Source organism: Pantoea sp. alder81 (assembly GCF_020179835.1).
Classification (GTDB): domain Bacteria; phylum Pseudomonadota; class Gammaproteobacteria; order Enterobacterales; family Enterobacteriaceae; genus Pantoea.
Genome location: NZ_JAIUDA010000005.1, coordinates 264,394 through 282,419, shown reverse-complemented (window position 1 = coordinate 282,419; position 18,026 = coordinate 264,394). Strand labels below are relative to the sequence as shown.

General features: G+C 53.1%; 17 protein-coding genes and 1 pseudogene. 12 read left to right on the top strand and 6 right to left on the bottom strand.

Features of this window, described 5'->3' with window-relative positions; genetic code table 11:
* Positions 1-47: 47 nt before the first annotated feature.
* Complete coding sequence (locus LBW88_RS15995; RefSeq protein WP_224933112.1) at positions 48-731, top strand: O-methyltransferase; 684 nt, start codon at positions 48-50, stop codon at positions 729-731.
* Positions 732-924: 193 nt separating this feature from the next.
* On the opposite strand, the gene LBW88_RS15990 is transcribed toward LBW88_RS15995, so the two are convergent.
* A complete protein-coding gene (locus LBW88_RS15990; protein ID WP_224933113.1) occupies positions 925-1,899 on the bottom strand; it encodes an AEC family transporter in 975 nt (324 codons plus the stop codon).
* 91 nt (positions 1,900-1,990) lie between these two features.
* On the opposite strand from LBW88_RS15990, the gene LBW88_RS15985 reads away from it, so the two are divergent.
* Together LBW88_RS15985 and LBW88_RS15980 are read left to right on the top strand one after the other, a co-directional pair.
* The gene (locus LBW88_RS15985) at positions 1,991-2,878 is read left to right on the top strand and encodes a LysR substrate-binding domain-containing protein (protein WP_224933114.1); all 888 of its coding nucleotides are present in this window, start codon (positions 1,991-1,993) and stop codon (positions 2,876-2,878) included.
* Positions 2,879-3,302: 424 nt separating this feature from the next.
* Positions 3,303-4,532: a DUF4105 domain-containing protein gene (locus LBW88_RS15980; protein ID WP_224933115.1), complete on the top strand. Its 1,230-nt coding sequence runs from the start codon at positions 3,303-3,305 to the stop codon at positions 4,530-4,532.
* Between the two features lie 17 nt (positions 4,533-4,549).
* On the opposite strand, the gene LBW88_RS15975 is transcribed toward LBW88_RS15980, so the two are convergent.
* On the bottom strand, positions 4,550-5,263 hold the full coding sequence (locus tag LBW88_RS15975) for a substrate-binding domain-containing protein (protein ID WP_224933116.1): 714 nt from the start codon (positions 5,261-5,263) through the stop codon (positions 4,550-4,552).
* Positions 5,232-6,302, bottom strand: coding sequence for an ABC transporter substrate-binding protein (locus LBW88_RS15970; protein ID WP_224933117.1), 1,071 nt, complete (start codon positions 6,300-6,302; stop codon positions 5,232-5,234). Before LBW88_RS15970 ends, LBW88_RS15975 begins: the two co-directional genes overlap by 32 nt.
* Positions 6,303-6,522: 220 nt before the next feature.
* Between LBW88_RS15970 and leuE the strand changes: the two genes are divergently transcribed.
* From leuE to LBW88_RS15930, 8 genes are all read left to right on the top strand, one after another.
* Complete coding sequence (gene leuE, locus LBW88_RS15965; protein ID WP_224933118.1) at positions 6,523-7,161, top strand: leucine efflux protein LeuE; 639 nt, start codon at positions 6,523-6,525, stop codon at positions 7,159-7,161.
* A 335-nt stretch (positions 7,162-7,496) separates the two neighbouring features.
* A complete protein-coding gene (locus LBW88_RS15960; protein ID WP_224933119.1) occupies positions 7,497-8,483 on the top strand; it encodes an ABC transporter substrate-binding protein in 987 nt (328 codons plus the stop codon).
* Between the two features lie 61 nt (positions 8,484-8,544).
* Positions 8,545-9,390 (top strand): ABC transporter permease, encoded by an 846-nt coding sequence (locus LBW88_RS15955; RefSeq protein ID WP_224933120.1) that lies wholly within the window; start codon positions 8,545-8,547, stop codon positions 9,388-9,390.
* On the top strand, positions 9,390-10,151 hold the full coding sequence (locus tag LBW88_RS15950; protein ID WP_224933121.1) for an ABC transporter ATP-binding protein: 762 nt from the start codon (positions 9,390-9,392) through the stop codon (positions 10,149-10,151). The genes LBW88_RS15955 and LBW88_RS15950 overlap by 1 nt, the downstream gene beginning before the upstream one ends.
* Before the next feature lie 18 nt (positions 10,152-10,169).
* A complete protein-coding gene (hisD, locus tag LBW88_RS15945; protein WP_224933122.1) occupies positions 10,170-11,498 on the top strand; it encodes a histidinol dehydrogenase in 1,329 nt (442 codons plus the stop codon).
* Entirely contained in the window at positions 11,491-12,786 is a 1,296-nt protein-coding gene (locus LBW88_RS15940) for a hypothetical protein (RefSeq protein ID WP_224933123.1), read from the top strand. Before hisD ends, LBW88_RS15940 begins: the two co-directional genes overlap by 8 nt.
* 1 nt (position 12,787) lies before the next feature.
* Complete coding sequence (locus LBW88_RS15935; RefSeq protein ID WP_224933124.1) at positions 12,788-13,753, top strand: zinc-dependent alcohol dehydrogenase; 966 nt, start codon at positions 12,788-12,790, stop codon at positions 13,751-13,753.
* A 5-nt stretch (positions 13,754-13,758) separates the two neighbouring features.
* Positions 13,759-14,511, top strand: a complete 753-nt coding sequence (locus tag LBW88_RS15930) for an SDR family NAD(P)-dependent oxidoreductase (protein ID WP_224933125.1) — start codon at positions 13,759-13,761, stop codon at positions 14,509-14,511.
* On the opposite strand, the gene LBW88_RS15925 is transcribed toward LBW88_RS15930, so the two are convergent.
* Together LBW88_RS15925 and LBW88_RS15920 are read right to left on the bottom strand one after the other, a co-directional pair.
* Complete coding sequence (locus tag LBW88_RS15925) at positions 14,504-15,640, bottom strand: alpha-hydroxy acid oxidase (protein WP_224933126.1); 1,137 nt, start codon at positions 15,638-15,640, stop codon at positions 14,504-14,506. The two genes, LBW88_RS15930 and LBW88_RS15925, sit on opposite strands and share 8 nt — an antisense overlap.
* A gap of 104 nt (positions 15,641-15,744) precedes the next feature.
* Positions 15,745-16,653: an undecaprenyl-diphosphate phosphatase gene (locus tag LBW88_RS15920; RefSeq protein ID WP_265112746.1), complete on the bottom strand. Its 909-nt coding sequence runs from the start codon at positions 16,651-16,653 to the stop codon at positions 15,745-15,747.
* A 233-nt stretch (positions 16,654-16,886) separates the two neighbouring features.
* Between LBW88_RS15920 and LBW88_RS15915 the strand changes: the two are divergent.
* Positions 16,887-17,072: pseudogene (locus LBW88_RS15915) on the top strand (cysteine hydrolase); the annotation flags it as partial.
* Here the strand turns inward: LBW88_RS15915 and LBW88_RS15910 are convergent.
* Positions 17,061-17,963, bottom strand: coding sequence for an alpha/beta hydrolase (locus LBW88_RS15910; protein ID WP_224933127.1), 903 nt, complete (start codon positions 17,961-17,963; stop codon positions 17,061-17,063). The pseudogene LBW88_RS15915 and the gene LBW88_RS15910 overlap by 12 nt on opposite strands.
* Positions 17,964-18,026: the final 63 nt, after the last annotated feature.

The following is an 18,026-nucleotide window of genomic DNA, read 5'->3' as shown; positions in this document are numbered from 1 at the left end:
ACAGTTGTGTTATGTCTTGAGAATCCGACAAGCAAGGAGAACTCAAGATGCGCATTCCCGATTACCCTTCGCAACATAACGAACAGTGGGCACAAGTCGATAGTTACTTTGCGAACGCATTTGCAGCCGAGGACGTGGCGCTGAAAGCTGCATTAGCGCATAACGCTGCTCAGGGCTTACCGGTCCACGATGTTTCGGCATTACAAGGTAAATGGCTGGCATTGATGGTGACGATAACAGGTGCAAAGCGCGTACTGGAAATTGGAACATTGGGGGGATACAGCACCATCTGGATGGCCAGGGCGCTGCCGGAAAGCGGCCAAATTATCACCCTCGAATTCAATCCCCATCACGCCGAAGTGGCCCGTCACAACCTGGCGCTGGCACGTGTTCACGATCGTGCAGAAGTGATAGTTGGCGCTGCATTGGATAGCTTACCGATGCTGACTGCGCCGTTTGACCTGATCTTCATTGATGCCGATAAAGTCAATAATCCTCACTATATTCACTGGGCATTAAAACTCGCCCGAGTTGGGACCGTGATCATTGCAGACAACGTGGTACGTGGAGGGGCGATAGTCGATGCGGATAGTGAGGATCCTAATGTCAGCGGCCTACGTGAGTTCGTCGATATGATCAACCAGGATAATCGATTGGAAGCCACGGCACTGCAGACGGTTGGCGAAAAAGGCTGGGATGGACTGATCATGGCGGTGGTGAAAAGTTTGTAATCGTTTGAGCGCTCATTATGTCTTCCGAAACATGCCATCGAACTCAAATCGCGGGACAGAGCGCGCTGGGCTCGCACCCAGCAGGATGCGAACCAGGAAGCGCTGGCGTACTGCGAGCAATATCGAGAGAAGGGAGAGGCGGCGTGCACAGTTTACGCAGCCGGAGACCACCTCTCAGCGACGAAATGACGCGCTAAGCGACGGGCGTGACCTGCATAAAGTGCATGATCGCCACCAGTGTAACGATCGACAGCACCGTGGAGATGAGGATTGCGCCAGAAGTGATTTGCGCATCGCGCCGATAATACTCTGCCAGCATAAAGGGACCGGTGCCGGTGGGCAGTGCCGCCAGCAGAATCGCCATGTTGGTGAGATCCTGCGGCAGATGGAACAGCCAGATGGCTAATATCCAGGTCAGCAGCGGTTGCATCACCAGCTTAGCCACCACCACCAGGCCCACCGTGGTGAAACTCATTTTCGCTGCGGTGGGCAATTCGCTGGCTTTGGCTTTTTGCCGACTGGCAAGAAACACCCCCAAACACACCAGCGCGCATGGGCTGGCCGCTCCGCCTAGCAGTTTCAGGAAGGTTTCAACGCTGCCTGGCATCGTCAAACCTGCGCTGGAGCACGCCGCGCCCAACAGCGGCGAGATAATCAGTGGGTTCTTCAGAATGGCGCGCAGTACCTTAATCGCCAGTCGATGAAACTCGCGCTCGCTTTGCAAACCTATCTCGATCATCGCGATGGCAATTGCAAACAGGATACAAGCCACCACAATGGTCGCAGTGGTGGTGGGGATCAGGCTGCTTTTACCAAAAATCAGTAACAACAACGGGAAACCCAGATAACCGGTGTTGGGATAGGCGGCGGCAACGCCATCGACGCTGGCATCGGCAGTCGATTTTCCTTTGATTTTTTGACAGGCAAACACGATAACGAAAGAGGCGGCGCAGGAGAGGGCAAATGCCCAGAAGAATCCCGGTTGATAAATGGTGTGCCACGGCGTGTGTGCCATGATGTCAAACAGCAGCGCGGGCAGCGCCAGCCAAACCACAAATTTATTCAGTTCCGTCGCCGAAGTCGGTCCTAATACACCCAGCATGCGGCAAGCGTATCCCGCCACAATTAAGCCGAAAACCGGCAAAAGAATCAGAAACGTCGCTATCATAGTGTCCTCCCAGTAAGCTGGAGGACTCTAGTGACTTTATTGATGCAGATCCAATAGCAAATTTGACCGGGATTGATACGGAAAATGAATCATGCTCGATGTTAAACCCCTGCGTTATTTTATCGCGCTGGCAGAAGTTAAAAATTTCCACCGCGCCGCTGAGCGCTTGCATTTGTCACAGCCTTCCCTAAGTCGTCATATTGCGGCATTGGAAAAAGCGGTGGGAACACAGTTGGTGGAGCGCAATACGCGCCAGTTAATGTTAACGCCCGCCGGTGAGAGCTTTTACCGGGATGCGCGCAAGATACTCGAAACGCTACAGCAAGCGCAGCAGCTGGCACGTGACACCGCCGCGGGTAAATCGGGCTCATTGCGCGTGGGCTTCACCATGTATTCTGCACACAGCGTGATCCCTGAGTATGTACGGCTGATACGCCATCATTTCCCTAATATTGCTCTGGAGTTGGAAGAGGCGGTGACTGAAGATTTGCCGGATAAAGTGCTGGCCGGTGAAGTCGATTTAGCGGTGCTGGTGGAGGGGAGTGCGCGCGTGGGCATGCAAACCTTAACCGTGTTAACCGAGCCTTTATGTGTGGCGATGTCGCGCACGCATCCCAAAGCGAAAAGTCGAAAATTGCTGATCGAAGATCTGCGTGACGATCCTTTTGTGATGACCTCCGCCAGCGCCGGGAGCCGGTTAACCGCGGTAATTATGGATTACTGTCGTGCGCATGGGTTTGAACCCATGGTCAGTCTGCAGGTTCGTCTGCAACACACCATGCTCAGCCTGGTGAATGATGCCAGCTATGTGGCGCTGGTGCCTTCGTCGGTTCAACAACTGAAAATGGATGGCATTGTCTTCAAACCGCTGGCGGATGCGCCGCAGGTCAATCTTGCCGTTGCCTGGAGCAGCGACAACCGCAATCCCTGCCTCAACAGTTTTATAGAACTGCTGATTCAGCGACATGCACCAGTGTGAAACCTACGCCAGCCGCATAATCTTCTGCGGCGTAATAACTACCTATATTTAAATCAATTAGTTAACGTTGCACGATCCCGCGAGCCAGTAGCAGTTTCAGCCTGAAATCGCCACAAACACAGTATTGGGCTGTTCAAAAAATGAGCCAATATTTACTTTATCATTAAGCCAATTTTAATCTTCGCCACGTAGAGTGCCCTCACAGTTACAACCATCAGTAAACGAAGTCAGAATTGCCGAGGCCTAACAGAACTCCTGTTATTTGCCCGCGTCTATAGACCGTGCTGAGCTGTGTGTTATCCGCTGGAGAGTACCTTTGCTGCGACTATTATTTCTGTTGATGGGAGGACCGGCGTTAAGAGCGGGTTGGCCTTACCTGACCGGGCTAGGCCTGCTATGTGCTGGCGCGAGTGCCGGGATCCTAATGGATCTGGTACAACATGGGAGTCTATCGTTTCCCTTGCATGTGTTGGGAGTTTTCCTGGTCGTCGAAGGGTTGGCAGAAGCGATGAGTGCAATCTACTCACCTGCCGGCATTGCCTGGCCACCTTTAATGAAATCAGCTGGACTGATGCTGTTCGGCGTGTTGGTGTTCATTGCACCGCATGGCAGCAGCATCAGCTTATCACTGGGTTTTGCCTTGATTTTTCTACTGGATGGCGGTTTCCGTGTTATTTCATGCAGCTTGATGCGCTGTCGGAGATGGACGCGAAAATTTAGCCTCGGATGCGCGGAAATCCTGTTCAGCATTCTGATTGCCACCCATTGGCCGCTGGCTCCGCATGTGATCGTGCCGCTGTGTTTTGCACTTTTGCTGGCGGGATGGGGCATCAATCTTTTGTTTATGGGAGCGCAAATTCATGCGTTGCCAGAGAACACCAGTGTGACCGCACTCCCTCTCTTCACCCGCAAGGGTTTACGTGCGCCGCATGGGCTGAATTATGAACATCCGCCGCTACAAGCCGGGCATGCTAACGTGCCGCTGAATGTTTACATCTGGACCCCTCTGGGTTCGGGTGATGTCGCTGGACGACGTCCATGGTTTGACCGTTGGGTGGCAGCGATTGACCATCGCGGTGAAGTATCAACCGGCCATACATCGTTAGAGATGGGTGATGAACTCTATATCAGCCTCTACCCGGTTGATGATGTTTCACGCAGCTTGCGCGGTTTCCTGCAAACGCTGCGCGCGAAAGAGGAGTTTGACGTTGAGGGTTGTTTACTGCCATCGCTGGAAAATGAAATCAAAAGATGGTGTCGACCTGACAAACGTTTGGTTCTCACGCATTACAACCAGGCCGCATTGCGCAATTACTGGCGCGCGAATGCAACCGATACCCGCTATAACCTCACGTCACGCAACTGCTCGACCAGCGTGATGCAGGCGCTGGACGTTGCCACTGAGGGCTTGTTGGGTGAACACGGCTTAAAAGGCCTTTGGGTCATCCTTAACCCCGATTTTTGGTTATTGAGTCTGGTACGCAGCCGGGCAGAAGGTATGACGTGGACGCCAGGACAGGTGATGGATTACTGCATATTGTTGCGCCGGGTGCTGGAGACTCAACAGCGAACCAGCCGCTATCGTAAAATCATCAACCGTCTCAGAGTTGAATTAGTGGGCGCACGATTGGCAGTGCGCGGTTTGTTACGTTGAGCGCTTTTGAACAGCGTTCAGGCAAAACCATGCTGTTGCAGAATGGCCCTGGCTTCCGTTGTACTGAGAAAGGCGGCAAGGGGATTAGCAGAGTGGGTGAAAGTCGCCCATCCATATTCCGCCTGAATGTTGAACGGTTGCGGGATGCTAACTACCTGCAAATGCGGATGATGTATTAGACGTGGAGCATAGCTGACATATCCAATGAAGAGATCTGCGTGCTGGTGGTCGATTAACCATTGTGCTGCCAGTTGGCCCGAGGGAACCGCCAGGCTATCAATGCCGCCCACCAGCTGACGCGCTTTCTGTTTCAGCCGTTCACCCCGGCCCGGGTAAACCTGTTCGATGTTATCAAACAGCTGCCAGGTGTAATCGCCGGAAGGGTCACTTAACGGCGTCGATGTTGCCAGCCGCAGTTCGTCACGTTGTAAAAGTGAAAGCCAGTTATCGCTCTCAGTGACAACGTCACGTCTGGCAGTCAAACATAAACTGTTAGCGGCAAATTTGCCGGTATTCGTTGCCAGATCGCGCTGTAACAGTGCGGCCGGGTGCTGAAGATTGGCGGATGCAAACAGATCGCAGCGTTCACCTTGTTCAATCCTCTGCCGCAGTAAGCCAGCGGGGCCAAAGTGGGTGTCGGTCGTCAGGCCAGACTGGTGATGAAAGGCTGTCATCAGATCCGGCCAGACACCGCGCAGACTACCGGCTGCCAGAATGTGGAGCGTTGTCATGATAGGCGGTCCGATAAAAGTGCTGATACCAGCGATCAGCCTGCTGTTGCATATCAATATCGCGGAATTTTTCTGGATAGAGTTTCTTCGCCATCCAGAGCTCGCCTAAGCCGATAGCTTCAGGCATCGGATAACCCCAGGCTTTGGCATATTCCGGCATCAGCCAGACCCGATGATGCTTCACCGCGTCAATCGTGCGCCAGCGTGGATCTTGTTGGATCTCATCTACCACCTGTGGATAGCGATCCTGGACAAAAATCACCTGAGGGTTCCACGCCACAACTTGCTCCATGCTGACCTGCTTGAAACCCTGAACGGTCGATGCCGCGACGTTGTAGGCGCCCGCGTGCGACATCATCAATCCGGTGTATTTGCCAGAACCATAAGTGGTGAGATCCGGATTGGCCATGTAAGCGCGAACACGCTGTTGCTCAGTTAACCCCTGCAGACGATCGCTCACCAGTTTACGTCCGGCAAACGCCGCGGCAATCAGCTCTTTGGCCTGTTGCTGCTTATTCACCACCTCACCAATCAAGGTAATACCTTCTTTGATGCCGAGATCGTAGGCTTGATTCTCATTCTGCATGCTGGGGTTAATCTTGCCTTGTTCCCCTGCATCGTCATGGCGTAAGGAAATAGCCAATACCGGAATGCCCAGCGCCGAAATCTGGTCAATCATCTCTTTTGGCGCGTAGTTGGTGACAAAAACCACCTGCGGATGCAGCGCCACCAATTTTTCTAAATCCACATGAGTAAGATCGCCCAGCATGGCTTTCTGTGTCAGTTCAGGCACCAGCTGCGCGTAGCCATCACCCAATTGTTGCTTCCAGTTCGCGAGGATGCCGACGATCTTATCGGTCGCATTGAGCTGCACCAGCAGGTTCAGCGTTTGGTGCTGTAGCACCACCACGCGATCGACCTGATCGGGAATCGTAACCTGACGACCAATTTGGTCGGTCACCACACGGCTGGCGAAGGTGTTCAATGAGGTAAAGGTGAGTAAGCCCGCCAGAATCAGGCGGTTAATCGTAGTGTTCATGGGTTATCCCTGCAGCGTAATGCAACGGATTATATAGCGCTAATGGGCAGGCGCCTATGACTGTTTCAGTGATGCGCAGTCGTCGGAGGACATGGCACAGCGTCATCTGCTACTATATCGGCCCCATTGCAGCGCGATCCGCTGCACATATTCACCTGTCAATTTAAAAACAAACGTCATCGGGCGAATCAACCTGCATGGCGCTGGAGTAATGGTTGTTATGTTGCACGATGTAGGAATTATTAATGTCTGGACGTTTCTGGCGGGTGCGCTGGTAATTATTCTGCTGCCTGGTCCAAACAGTTTGTACGTATTGCGCACCGGGATGGGCCGTGGCGTAAAAGCGGCTTCTAAAGCGATAGCAGGGGTGATGATGGGCGACCTGATTCTCATCTTCCTTGCCTGGGCCGGCGTCGCGACGCTGATTCGCACCAGTCCGCATATTTTTATGGTGGTGAAGTATCTTGGCGCGATGTTCCTGCTCTATTTAGGCGTAAAGATCATTCTGGGTGCATTGCGCAAACGTGAAGGTAACCAGCCCGCTGAAGCCGTTAAAATAGAAAACTATTTCCTGCGCGCACTGCTTCTGGGCGTGACCAATCCTAAAGCCATACTGTTCTACGTCTCCTTTTTCATTCAGTTTATTGATCCGGCGGTCACTCATACTGCGCCTGCCTTCGCGGTACTGGGCTCGATGATCCAACTGATCAGCCTGAGCTATTATCTGATTTTGCTGATGGCTGGTAGCGTGATGGTTCGCTTCCTGAAAAACCGCACTCGACTGGTAAAAATCGGGAATATGCTCACGGGCATGTTGTTCTTTGGTTTTGCTGTGCGCTTAATGAGTGCACAAAGTTAATTTTACTCTCAGCGCCAATATCCAGGAAACAGCAGGAAAACCTGCTGTTTCCGTTTTCGAGTAGCATTTAAATCATCCCAGGCCTATCTACTCTCACCAAAATTTGTTGTGACCCGCCCAGCTTTTTTCTTTTTATTTATTCGACGTCCGTCATTAGCAGGATATTGTTTGCCATAGTGCAATGCACTATTGGCGTGCACCGTTAGGGCGCAGAAAAGATTAACGACTGCGGAAGCAAGCGGATATTTAACTGGCACCACTCTTGCATACTCTTGTATATACATGAGTGTATCACTTGTCTTAACACCCCATAATCATAACAGAAGGAAATAACTATGTTTTCTCTCCATGCTGTGAAGAAATCGGTTTCTTATGTTTGCTGCTTTAGTTTATTCACACTCGCGGCACACTCTGTTTATGCAGCGGAAGCAGCGCCTATCAAAATGGGGGTTGAACCCTGGTTGGGTTACGGTCAGTGGCACATCGCCTCAGCAAAGGACCTTTTTGCCAAATCGGGGTTGAAGAAGGTTGAAGTGATCAACTTCGCTGAAGATAAAGATATTAATGCGGCGCTGGCGAGTGGTCAGATTGATGCTGCCAATATCGCCACGCACACCGCTATGGGGATGATTTCCGCCGGGCTGCCGGTAAAAATCGTCCTGGTGCTGGACCAGAGCAATACGGCAGACGCCATTCTGGCGAGCAAAGAGGTTGGCAGCGTCAAGGATCTTAAAGGTAAGCAGGTGGCATATGAAGAAGGTACCACCAGCGACATTCTGCTGCGCAGCGCGTTGGCATCGGCAGGATTATCCTTTAGTGACATTAAACCGGTGCCGATGCCTGCAGCTTCCGCTGGTAGCGCTATCCTGGCCGGAAGAGTACCCGTGGCAGTCACCTACGAGCCGTATCTCAGCGTGGCGAAGAAATCAGACCCAAGTATTAAAATGCTGTATAGCGGATCTTCCGATCCAGGTTTAATCAGTGATGTGCTGGTCGTGCGTGATGATTTTATAAAAAGCCATCCGGATGAAATCAAATCATTAATTAAAACCTGGGGTGCTGCGCTCGATTTTTATAACGCCAATACCACTGAAGGTCGCGCCATTATTTCTAAAGCAGTGGGCGCTACGCCTGAGGATTTAGATACCGCCTTTGATGGGGTTAAATATTTCACCTTGAGTGAAAATAAAGCCTACCTCTCACATGATTTCACTACCAAAACTTTCCCACATATTTTAAAAGCGGCAACCGAGGCCGGAATTGTGACCCAACCGGTGACGCCAGCTCAAACCATTGATGCAGAGTTTGCCAATCAGCAATAAGCGTTGATAGCGCCTCTCTGCCGCACCTGTGAGCGGAGAGGCATGGAAATCAGGAGGGGGCATGAGTTCAGTCGAGTTGCAGCGGGTTAATCGTCAGGCGAAAAAAAAACGCCGTCGAAGTCACCTTTTAACCATAGGTAAAGAGCCAACACGGGCCCAATTTTTAACTATCGCGATTCTGGTGTTCGTATTCTTGATTTTGGCCTGGTGGCTGGCCACATCCTCAGGGGCAATCAAACCTATTTTTCTGCCGGGCATTGAGCGCGTCTGGCATCAGATGGTGACGCTGGCACAGAACGGTACTTTGCAAAGTGATATCGCCAGCAGCCTGTATCGCATGGTGATTGCGTTCGCGATTTCCTCAGCGATGGCCATTTTCATTGGCGTTCTGGCGGGTTGCTACGGTTTGTTTAAAGCCATAGTTGAACCTCTGGTCGATTTTATTCGCTATATGCCGGTGGTGGCGTTTGTCCCTCTCACCATTTTATGGACGGGTACTGACGATATTCAGAAATTCCTCGTGATCTGGATCGGTACCTTCTTTCAGCAGGTGCTGATGATGATCGATGCCATCAAACGCGTTCCACCTGATTTCGTCGGGCTGGGTCGCACCCTTGGCCTATCCGATCGCAAAATTTTACTGCGAATTGTCATCCCCTCAGCTTTACCCGCGATTTGGGATGCATTGCGCATCAGCCTCGGTTGGGCATGGACGTGGTTAGTGCTGGCTGAATTGGTGGCTTCAACCTCAGGTTTGGGCTACCGGATTGTGGTTTCCCAACGCTACTTCCAGACCGACACCATCATCGGCTACATCCTGTTACTGGGGCTGCTGGGCTTGATTACCGACCAAATCATGCGCGCCGCTGAGCGTGTGTTATTCCGCTACAACCGGAGACGTTCCTGATGGCGAGCTTAACAATGAATCAACTGGAGAAGAGTTTCGCTCAGGGGAAATCTCGCCGCCGCGTGCTGCACGGCATCGACCTCACGCTCAATGACAACGAGTTTGTTTCGATTGTTGGGGCTTCAGGCTGCGGCAAAAGCACACTGTTATCGATTGCAGCCGGTCTGGAGGAGTTTGACAGTGGCGATGTGCTGGTGGATGGGCAACCGATTCCCGGCCCAGGACTGGATCGCGGCGTAGTTTTCCAATCTTACACTTTGCTGCCGTGGCTGACGGCGCGCGGCAATATTGAATTTGCCCTGAAAGCCGCAGGCACGCCATCCAGCCAGTGCCGGGAAATCGCGCAGCAGCATCTTGAACTAGTGAAACTCGGTGATGCCGCCGATCGCTGGCCCAGTGAACTTTCAGGGGGGATGAAGCAGCGCGTGGCCATCGCCCGAGCGCTCTCGTATCGCCCCAAAATTCTGTTAATGGATGAGCCTTTTGGCGCGCTGGATGCCATGACGCGTCACCAGATGCAGCAGTTACTGATTGAGATTTGGGAAAAGCATCGCCTGACGGTGATGTTTGTCACGCACGATATTGAAGAAGCCGTCAGGCTGTCGGACCGCATTGTGGTGATGGGCCCAGGGAAAATCGATACCACCTTCGCAGTGAACTTACCGCGCCCACGTCATGAGGGGATCAATCGCGTACCAGAATTTATCGAGCTGCAGCATCAGGTGCTGAGCCGCATTCACCAACACGAATTCACGCACTGACAATATTGAGGATTTATTATGGCCGTTTCATTTCATGATCTGTCAACGTCTGACGTATTACCTGAGCAGCTGTTCAAACGTACCGAATCTGACCTGTCGAGTTTTGCCGAAAAGGTGAAGCCGATTATTGAAGCTGTCAGAACTGAAGGGGATCAGGCGTTAATTCGATTTGCCCGTGAATTTGATGGTGTGCAGCCAGAAACTTTTGCCATTAAGGCTGACGAACAGGAGTTCGACGCGGCATTCGAGCGCGTTGATCCGCAAGTGATCGACTCGATCCGTTTCGCGGTGGAGAATATTCGCGCGTTCCATGAAGCACAGAAGCCCGAGGAAATGTGGTGGAAAGAGATGCGTCCTGGCGCTTTTGCCGGGGATCGACATGTTCCGATTGATGCCGTAGCCTGCTATGTCCCGCGCGGTAAAGGTTCATTTCCCAGCGTATTGCTGATGACAACCATTCCCGCCATTGTCGCCGGTGTGCCGCTGCCAATTGTGATTACGCCACCAGGCCCGGATGGCACCGTTGATGATGCGACGCTGGTTGCTGCGCGACTGGTGGGGATTGAGCACGTTTATAAATGTGGTGGTGCACAAGGCGTGGCGGCAGTGGCGTTCGGCACCGATTCCATCCCGAAATGTTTAAAGATTGTCGGCCCCGGCAGTCCCTGGGTGGTTGCGGCTAAACGTCAGCTCGCGCATTTGATCGATCCCGGCGTGCCTGCGGGCCCAAGCGAAAGCCTGATCTTAGCGGATGATTCGGTGAATGGTGCGTTAGCGGCACTCGATCTGATTATCGAATCCGAACACGGCCCTGATAGTTCGGCCTATCTGGTGACGTCCAGCCGTCGCGTGGCGGAAGAGGCTATCGCCGCGCTACCGGGCTACTGGCAGCAAATCGGTGAGAAAAGGGCGGACTTTTCGCAACGCGTGCTCTGTGGCGACCACGGTGGCGTGATACTCACCAAAGACTTCGCCACGGCGATTGAATTCGTCAATGCGTATGCCCCGGAACATCTAGAAGTGCTGGCGCACGAACCGATGGATGTGATGATGGAAATCCGCAATGCGGGTGAAATTCTGCTGGGAGAACATTCGCCGATTGTGCTGGGTAACTTCGTGCTCGGGCCTAATGCGGTGTTGCCAACCAACGGGGCGGCGAAAACCGCAGGACCGCTCTCGGTGTTTGACTATATGAAGCGTATGTCTATCGCTTATGTCACCAGCCGGGGCTATCAGGAATTGGCTCCTAAAGCCAAACGTTTTGCGGAATATGAAGGGTTCCCCGGCCATGCATTGGCGGTGTCAGATATCCGACAGACCTTATTAAAAGGTGGGCGCGATGAGTGATCGCCTGCGTCCTCCACTTGCGGCACAAGCGCGTCGTTTAACTAAAGAGAACCAGTGGGAACGTGCCAGCGAGAAACTCCAGCAGCTGATCGCAGATGTCACCGGGATCGAGGCAATCAGCCTGCAGATCAACCGCGATCAGTACAGCCTGAACTCGTTAAATGGTCGCGTGGTGCTCGCGGATGGGCGCACGCTGTTTTTTAAATTCCATCACGAGGAAGGGGAAGAGCACACCATTGATGAGTATTACCGAGCTGAACTGCTGCGTGAGCACGGTTTCGCTGTCGATGTGCCGGTCTACACCTGCGGTGAGCCTGGACGACAGATTCTGCTGTATAGCTTACGCAACGATCAGCGTCTGGCAGATGTGTGCCGTGCAGTGGAATCTGTAGCTGACTGGGAGCAATCAGCAGCGATTATTGAGGCTCAGCGTCGCGCCGATAGCAATATTCTCGCTCACACGCTGCCCACGTTGCGCATGGCAACGGCGGCAGAAGTTGCCGCTGAATCTATTCACCAATTGTTCTGGAATCGACTGGTTTCCGCGGGTGATCCGGATGGCTTAGGTGGACGAGTGGCGCAGTTCTATGTCGGGCAGCGCTTCACACTGGGTGAGGTGCAGCTCGATTGGGAGAAACTGAGCCAGATGCACTGGCAGGTCAACGGCGTGTTATATCCCCAGACTCTTCACCAGCTTTTTCTGACTGCGGGACAAGTGTTGAAACCTGCTGCGCTGGCGTCACAGGGTGTCGTGGTGGCGCATGGTGATGCACACAATGCCAACGTGTGGTACGAAACGCAGCACGGTGAACCTGAACTGGTGAGTTTCGACCCTGCTTTTGCTGGCAGCAACATTCCCGCTCTACTGGCTGAGATCAAAGCTACGTTCCATAACATTTATGCGCATCCGTGCTGGCTGTATGAACCTGACGATGCCGCTGCCCGCTATCAGGTTAATGTGCGGTGCGATGGCGACACGCTGATTGTTGCACATGACTGGCAACTCAGCCCGCTACGCCGCGCATTTCTGACGAGCAAAGGAGAGCTGTACTGGAAGCCTTTGCTTGCAGCCTTGCAGAAGAAAGGCTGGCTACCCGCCAACTGGCAACAGATGGTGCGGCTGGCGTTGTTCTGCTGTCCGACGCTGGTGATGAATTTACGTGCCGGCTCATCCAGTAACCATAATCCGACCAGCTCAGCGATTGGCTTCTCGGTTGCCGTGATGCTGGCGTGCGGCGGAGAGGATGAATTCACCCATTGGATCGACAGCCTGATCACGGAGAACTGATATGAAAGCGGTACGCCTCAAAGGTATTGGTCAGGTCACTGTTGAAGAACTCTCCCCACCCGATTTGCCCGCCGGATGGGCCAGAATCAATGTGCACTCAGCAGGGATCTGTGGCTCCGATTTACATAATTTCAAAACCGGAAAGTGGATAGCTCATCTTCCGGTGACACCGGGACATGAACTGTTCGGTGTCATTAGCGAAATCAACGGCGAAAGCGATCGTTTCCAACTGGGCATGCGCGTGGTAGGTGATTCGCGTGTGTACTGCGGCCATTGCGCATTTTGTTCATCGGGCGCGATGAACCTGTGCGAGTCCCTGGGCTTTGTCGGAGAAGTGTTTGACGGTGGTTTTGCTGAACAGGTGGCGTTACCGCTGAGCAGTATGCTGGCGGTACCCGATGCGATTCCCGATGAAATAGCGGTATTGAGTGAACCGTTAGGCGTGGCATTGCGGGTGGTGAATCAACTCAATCCTGTAGAAGGTGATGCTGTGTGTGTCACGGGCGGTGGAACCATCGGAGGCCTGACGGCGTTACTTCTGCACCGCCTGAAAAAATGTCAGGTGGCGTTAATCGAACCGAATGCGCAACGCTATCAATTAATCGCTTCTGTAGTGCCGCTGGCCACGCTGGAAAAATATGCCTTGGGTGTTGAAGCCTCTGGATTTCCTGCCGCACTCTCGCAGCTGATAGCGGGGATAACCTCCGGCGGTCGCATCGCGATGGTCGGAATATTCCACCATACGGACGGCATTGATCTCAATGCTTTAGTGGAGCGGGAGATCACGCTGGTGGGTTGCAGTGTGTTCCAGCATGAACAACAAGCGGCACTGGATATCATGGCCTTGCTGGCGGACGACTTAACCCGGCTTATCGCGCCACGGGTGCAGCTGGATGATGTGCCTGAAACCTATCAGGCGCTGATTGCGGGCAAATCGGCTTTCCTGAAAACGGTGATAAAAATATGAGTGTCATGACGTCATTTTCCTTACAAGGTAAAAACGCATTGGTCACGGGCGGGACGCGTGGCATCGGTTATGCGCTGGCACAGGCATTGGCTCAGGCCGGTGCGCATGTGACGATTACCGGTCGGGATGCGGTCTCACTACAAGCCGCGGTGGCGCAGTTGCGTGCTTCTGGCGTAGAGGCGCAGGGCCTGGTTCTGGATGTCACTCAGGCTGAGAGCATCCAACAGGCGGTAACCGCTGCGGGTCGGGTGGATATTCTGATTAACAATGCCGGCACCGAACAGATTCGCCCGTCGCTCGAAGTGGATGAAGCGTTGTGGGACACGATTGTTGGCACTAACCTCAAGGGCGCATTTTTTTGTGCTCAGGCGGTGGCAAAAAAAATGGTTTCCACGGCAACCGGCGGCGCGATTATTAATGTGTGCTCGCTGACCACCTGTGTAGGCGTACCCGGCGCTGCAGCGTATGCCAGCTCCAAGTCAGGGCTGGCCGGGTTGACGCGCACGCTGAGCGCGGAATGGGCCGCGCATAACATCCGCGTAAATGGCATCGGTCCCGGCTATTTCGAAACGGAAATGACTCAGGTGTTTTATCAGGATGAAGGCTGGCGCGATGCGATGCAGAAAAAAATCCCGCTTGGTCGATTTGGTGAACTCGACGATCTGGCCGGCAGTGTGGTTTTTCTAAGCTCAGAGGCTGCCCGATATATCACCGGGCAGATTCTGTATGTCGATGGAGGATATCTGGCATCTATTTAATCTGCAGCATCTCTGGCCGCAGGTCTGAAAGGGTATTGCAGCCTAATTGGGCCAGCGTGCGGTCAACTTCCTGAACCAGCGCATTGATTACCTCGGTTGCCAGTGCTTCGCCACCTGCCGCCACCGCATACAGTAAGGGCCGTCCAATCAATACGGCATTAGCCCCGAGAATCAGCGCTTTAACCACGTCGGTACCGCGACGGAAGCCGCTGTCAATTAGGATGATAAATTCATCACCGACCGCCGCACGCACGCTGGCAAGCACAGACATCGGGCTGGCGGTGCCATCCAGTTGTCTGCCGCCGTGATTCGACAGGACAATGCCTTGCGCACCGATATTTTTTGCCATGAGGGCATCGTCAACGGTCATGATGCCTTTCACATACAATGCGCCGTCCCAGAGTGAGCGGATCCACGCCAGCGTTTCCCAGCTCAGGGTCTGGTCCATTTGCTGGGCAAAGTAAGTGGCGCCGCCGGCACCTTGCTGCTGTTCCGCGGGCAGGTAAGGCTTAAGATTGCCAAATCCCGGCATGCCGTGTGGTACCAAAGTGCGTAACACCCATCCCGGTTTCATCGCTACGTCGCAGAGTGCCGGAAAAGAGAGTTTCATGGGCCGTCGATAGTGCTGCTTATCGCGCTCACGATGACCAAAATGCACCGCATCAACGGACACCACTAATGCAGTGCAGCCTGCGTCTTTGGCGCGACTGATCAAATTCTCTGTCACTTGCTTATCTTTAAGGACGTAGAGTTGAAACCAACGTTCCTGATGACCGGTCGCTTGTATATCTTCAATAGAAGCGGTGGAAACGGTGCTCTGAATATGGCCAATGCCCGCCTGATCCGCTGCGCGTGCGAGCATCATATCGGCCTGATGTCTCAGCATGCCGTTATAGCCGGTAGGGGCAATAAGAAGGGGGGCAGCCAAGCGTGAGCGGCCAAGGGCAACACCGACATTGCGCTGGCTGGAATCACGTAATACTGACGGTAGAAATCGCCACTGGCGGAAGATAGACATATTGTGATTGAGCGTAACTTCCCCCTCTGCGCCACCATCAATATAGTCGAAAGCAAAATGGGGCAGTGTGCGTCTGGCTTTGGCGCGCAGTTGTTCTGGATTGAGCTTCATCTTTTTACCTGTCTGTCATTCGAGGTTACGTACCTGTATAGACAACTTGCAAGCAGCATGCCAATGATTTCACTGCTGAAGTTCAGAGAAGCTCAATCCGCGCATTAACCCAACCAGCCAATCAGCGCCGCAGCGCACAGGCAATAGCCACCAAACAGATGCCAGCGGTCATGCTCCAGCCAGCGGGAGAGCCAGCGAAGAGCCAGAAGACCGGCGACAAAACTCAGTAGCATGCCCACCAGACTGGGCAGCAACACGCCGCTACTCACCGCGACCGTGCCAGCAGAGCCTGAATTGAAAGCGCGCAACCCTTCTTTGACGATCACCGCCGGTGTCAACACCACGGCTAAAGCGAAGCTAAATTCTTCCGCACGCTGGCGAGCTACACCTAATGAGAGACCGGTGGAAATGGTGGCGCCTGAACGAGAAAAACCGCGAAACGGCAGGCACAAACCCTGAACGAATCCAATGCCAGCGGCGCTCAAGGGTGAAAGTTCGCCGCGATCTTTTTCTTTCAAGCGTGATGAGAAGATAATTAATAATCCTGCGGCGGCAAGGCCACTGGCGATTATTTTACTATTACTGAATAAGGATTCTATTTCGAAAGTATCGGCGTTAGCAGCGAAGAAATATTTAATCAGTTTCATTAACGCCAAACCCACCACGCCGGTCACAACTGTAGCGAGAATAATTAAAAATACATTTTTCTTAAATGCACTGCCTGAACTGAAATAGGTCTCCCGCCAGTTATTCCAGAAGTAAACAATCACCGCGAACATTGTGCCAGTGTGCAGCATCACCAACAACAGCGTCATGTCAGGGGCTGCCGGGTCAAGGCCCAACAACTTTTCTGTCATAATGACGTGTGCAGAGCTGGAAACCGGCAGCAATTCCGCCAGCCCCTGAATTACGGCCAGAATGGATACGTCGAAATAATTCACCCGTTCGCCCTCAGATAAAAGAATGGAAAATGAAACTTTGTTTAACCTCGAACACCCTGACACATTTCTCATTTTATCCGTGATAAGTATTATCCTATTCGTGATGTCGTTTATGAAATGTTTACTGAATTAAAATGCGAATAATAGGCAGGTTACAATTTCATGACGCGGAGCGGCATTTTTTGATGTTATTTCGTCTTGCGTTGTAGCTTTAAGCAATGATGAAAAATAGCAATGCCAGTGATGACCAAAATGGCGCAACGCTGCGCTATTTTTGTGCTTCCTGTGGAATCGAATGCATGACAAAGAAACATAAGGATCGTGGCTTCGGATGCCTGGTGCTGTCCGACTGCTGCGCCGCGACTGAGCTAAAACACCACGAAGCGGCACTAAGCATGATTCATATGCAGGGTGGTATTTTTGGTGCAGTAGCCAGTTCGGAGACGTTGCTGGCGGGCCTGGCTCAACCTTCCGCAGCGTTAGGCATTTAACCATTGCAGATAATGTCCCGGCCACTCAGTGGTTTGTGTGCCGGGCTTACCCAATCCAAAGCCGTGACCGCCGCTGGGATAACGATGCATTTCTACCGGCACATGCTGTTGCTTACAGGCAGCAGCCATGATCAAGGTGTTGTGCGGATCGGAAACAGGATCATCCTCGGCCTGAACCAGGAAAAACGGCGGTGATTGCGGGTTAACGTACGATTGAACCGACCAGGCGGTATCCGCGCTGAGTGACGCGCCTTTCCCCACCAACACTTTATGCGTGGAGGTGTGTGTGTAAGGCGGCTCTAATGTGATAATCGGATAGATCAGCGCGGCACGATCGGCCGTCGCGGGGAGGTTATCCAGCGCATCGCTGGCCTGATAGGCATGAAAATCTGCGCGGTTCGCCGCCATTCCCAGCAGGTGCCCGCCTGCCGAAAAGCCTAATACGCTGACATTGTTCTCACGGTGGCGCACGATGCGTAGTGCACGCTGTGCATCCTGAAGTGACACCAACGCGCCATCTTTCCAGCCTTCCTGTGGCAGGCGATAACTCAGCACATAAGCGGTATAGCCTTGCGCCGCCAGCCACGCGGCAGCGGGCCAGGCTTCTTTGCCCATTTCAATGCGCGTATAGCCGCCGCCAGCGGCAATCAGCACGGCGCGTCCCTTCGGTTGAAGCGGTTTGAATACAGTAAGGGTTGGCATGGCAATATTGCGCTGTGCCCCCTTGGCGCTGAACGCCATCGCCCCTAAAGGCCCGCCGCCGCCAGGCGGTTGTTTCGGCCACAAGGGCAACACTTGCGCGGGATTTGGCGCGGCAGCGACCAGACTAATGCCGCTGCGTGCGACTAAGGGTGAGAGAAGTAAACCGGTAAGAAAGTGGCGACGGAGCATGGCCGATCCAGACTGAATTTAAAAAAGGTATTGAATCAGAAGAATCGGCAGAGAGTATGAAGA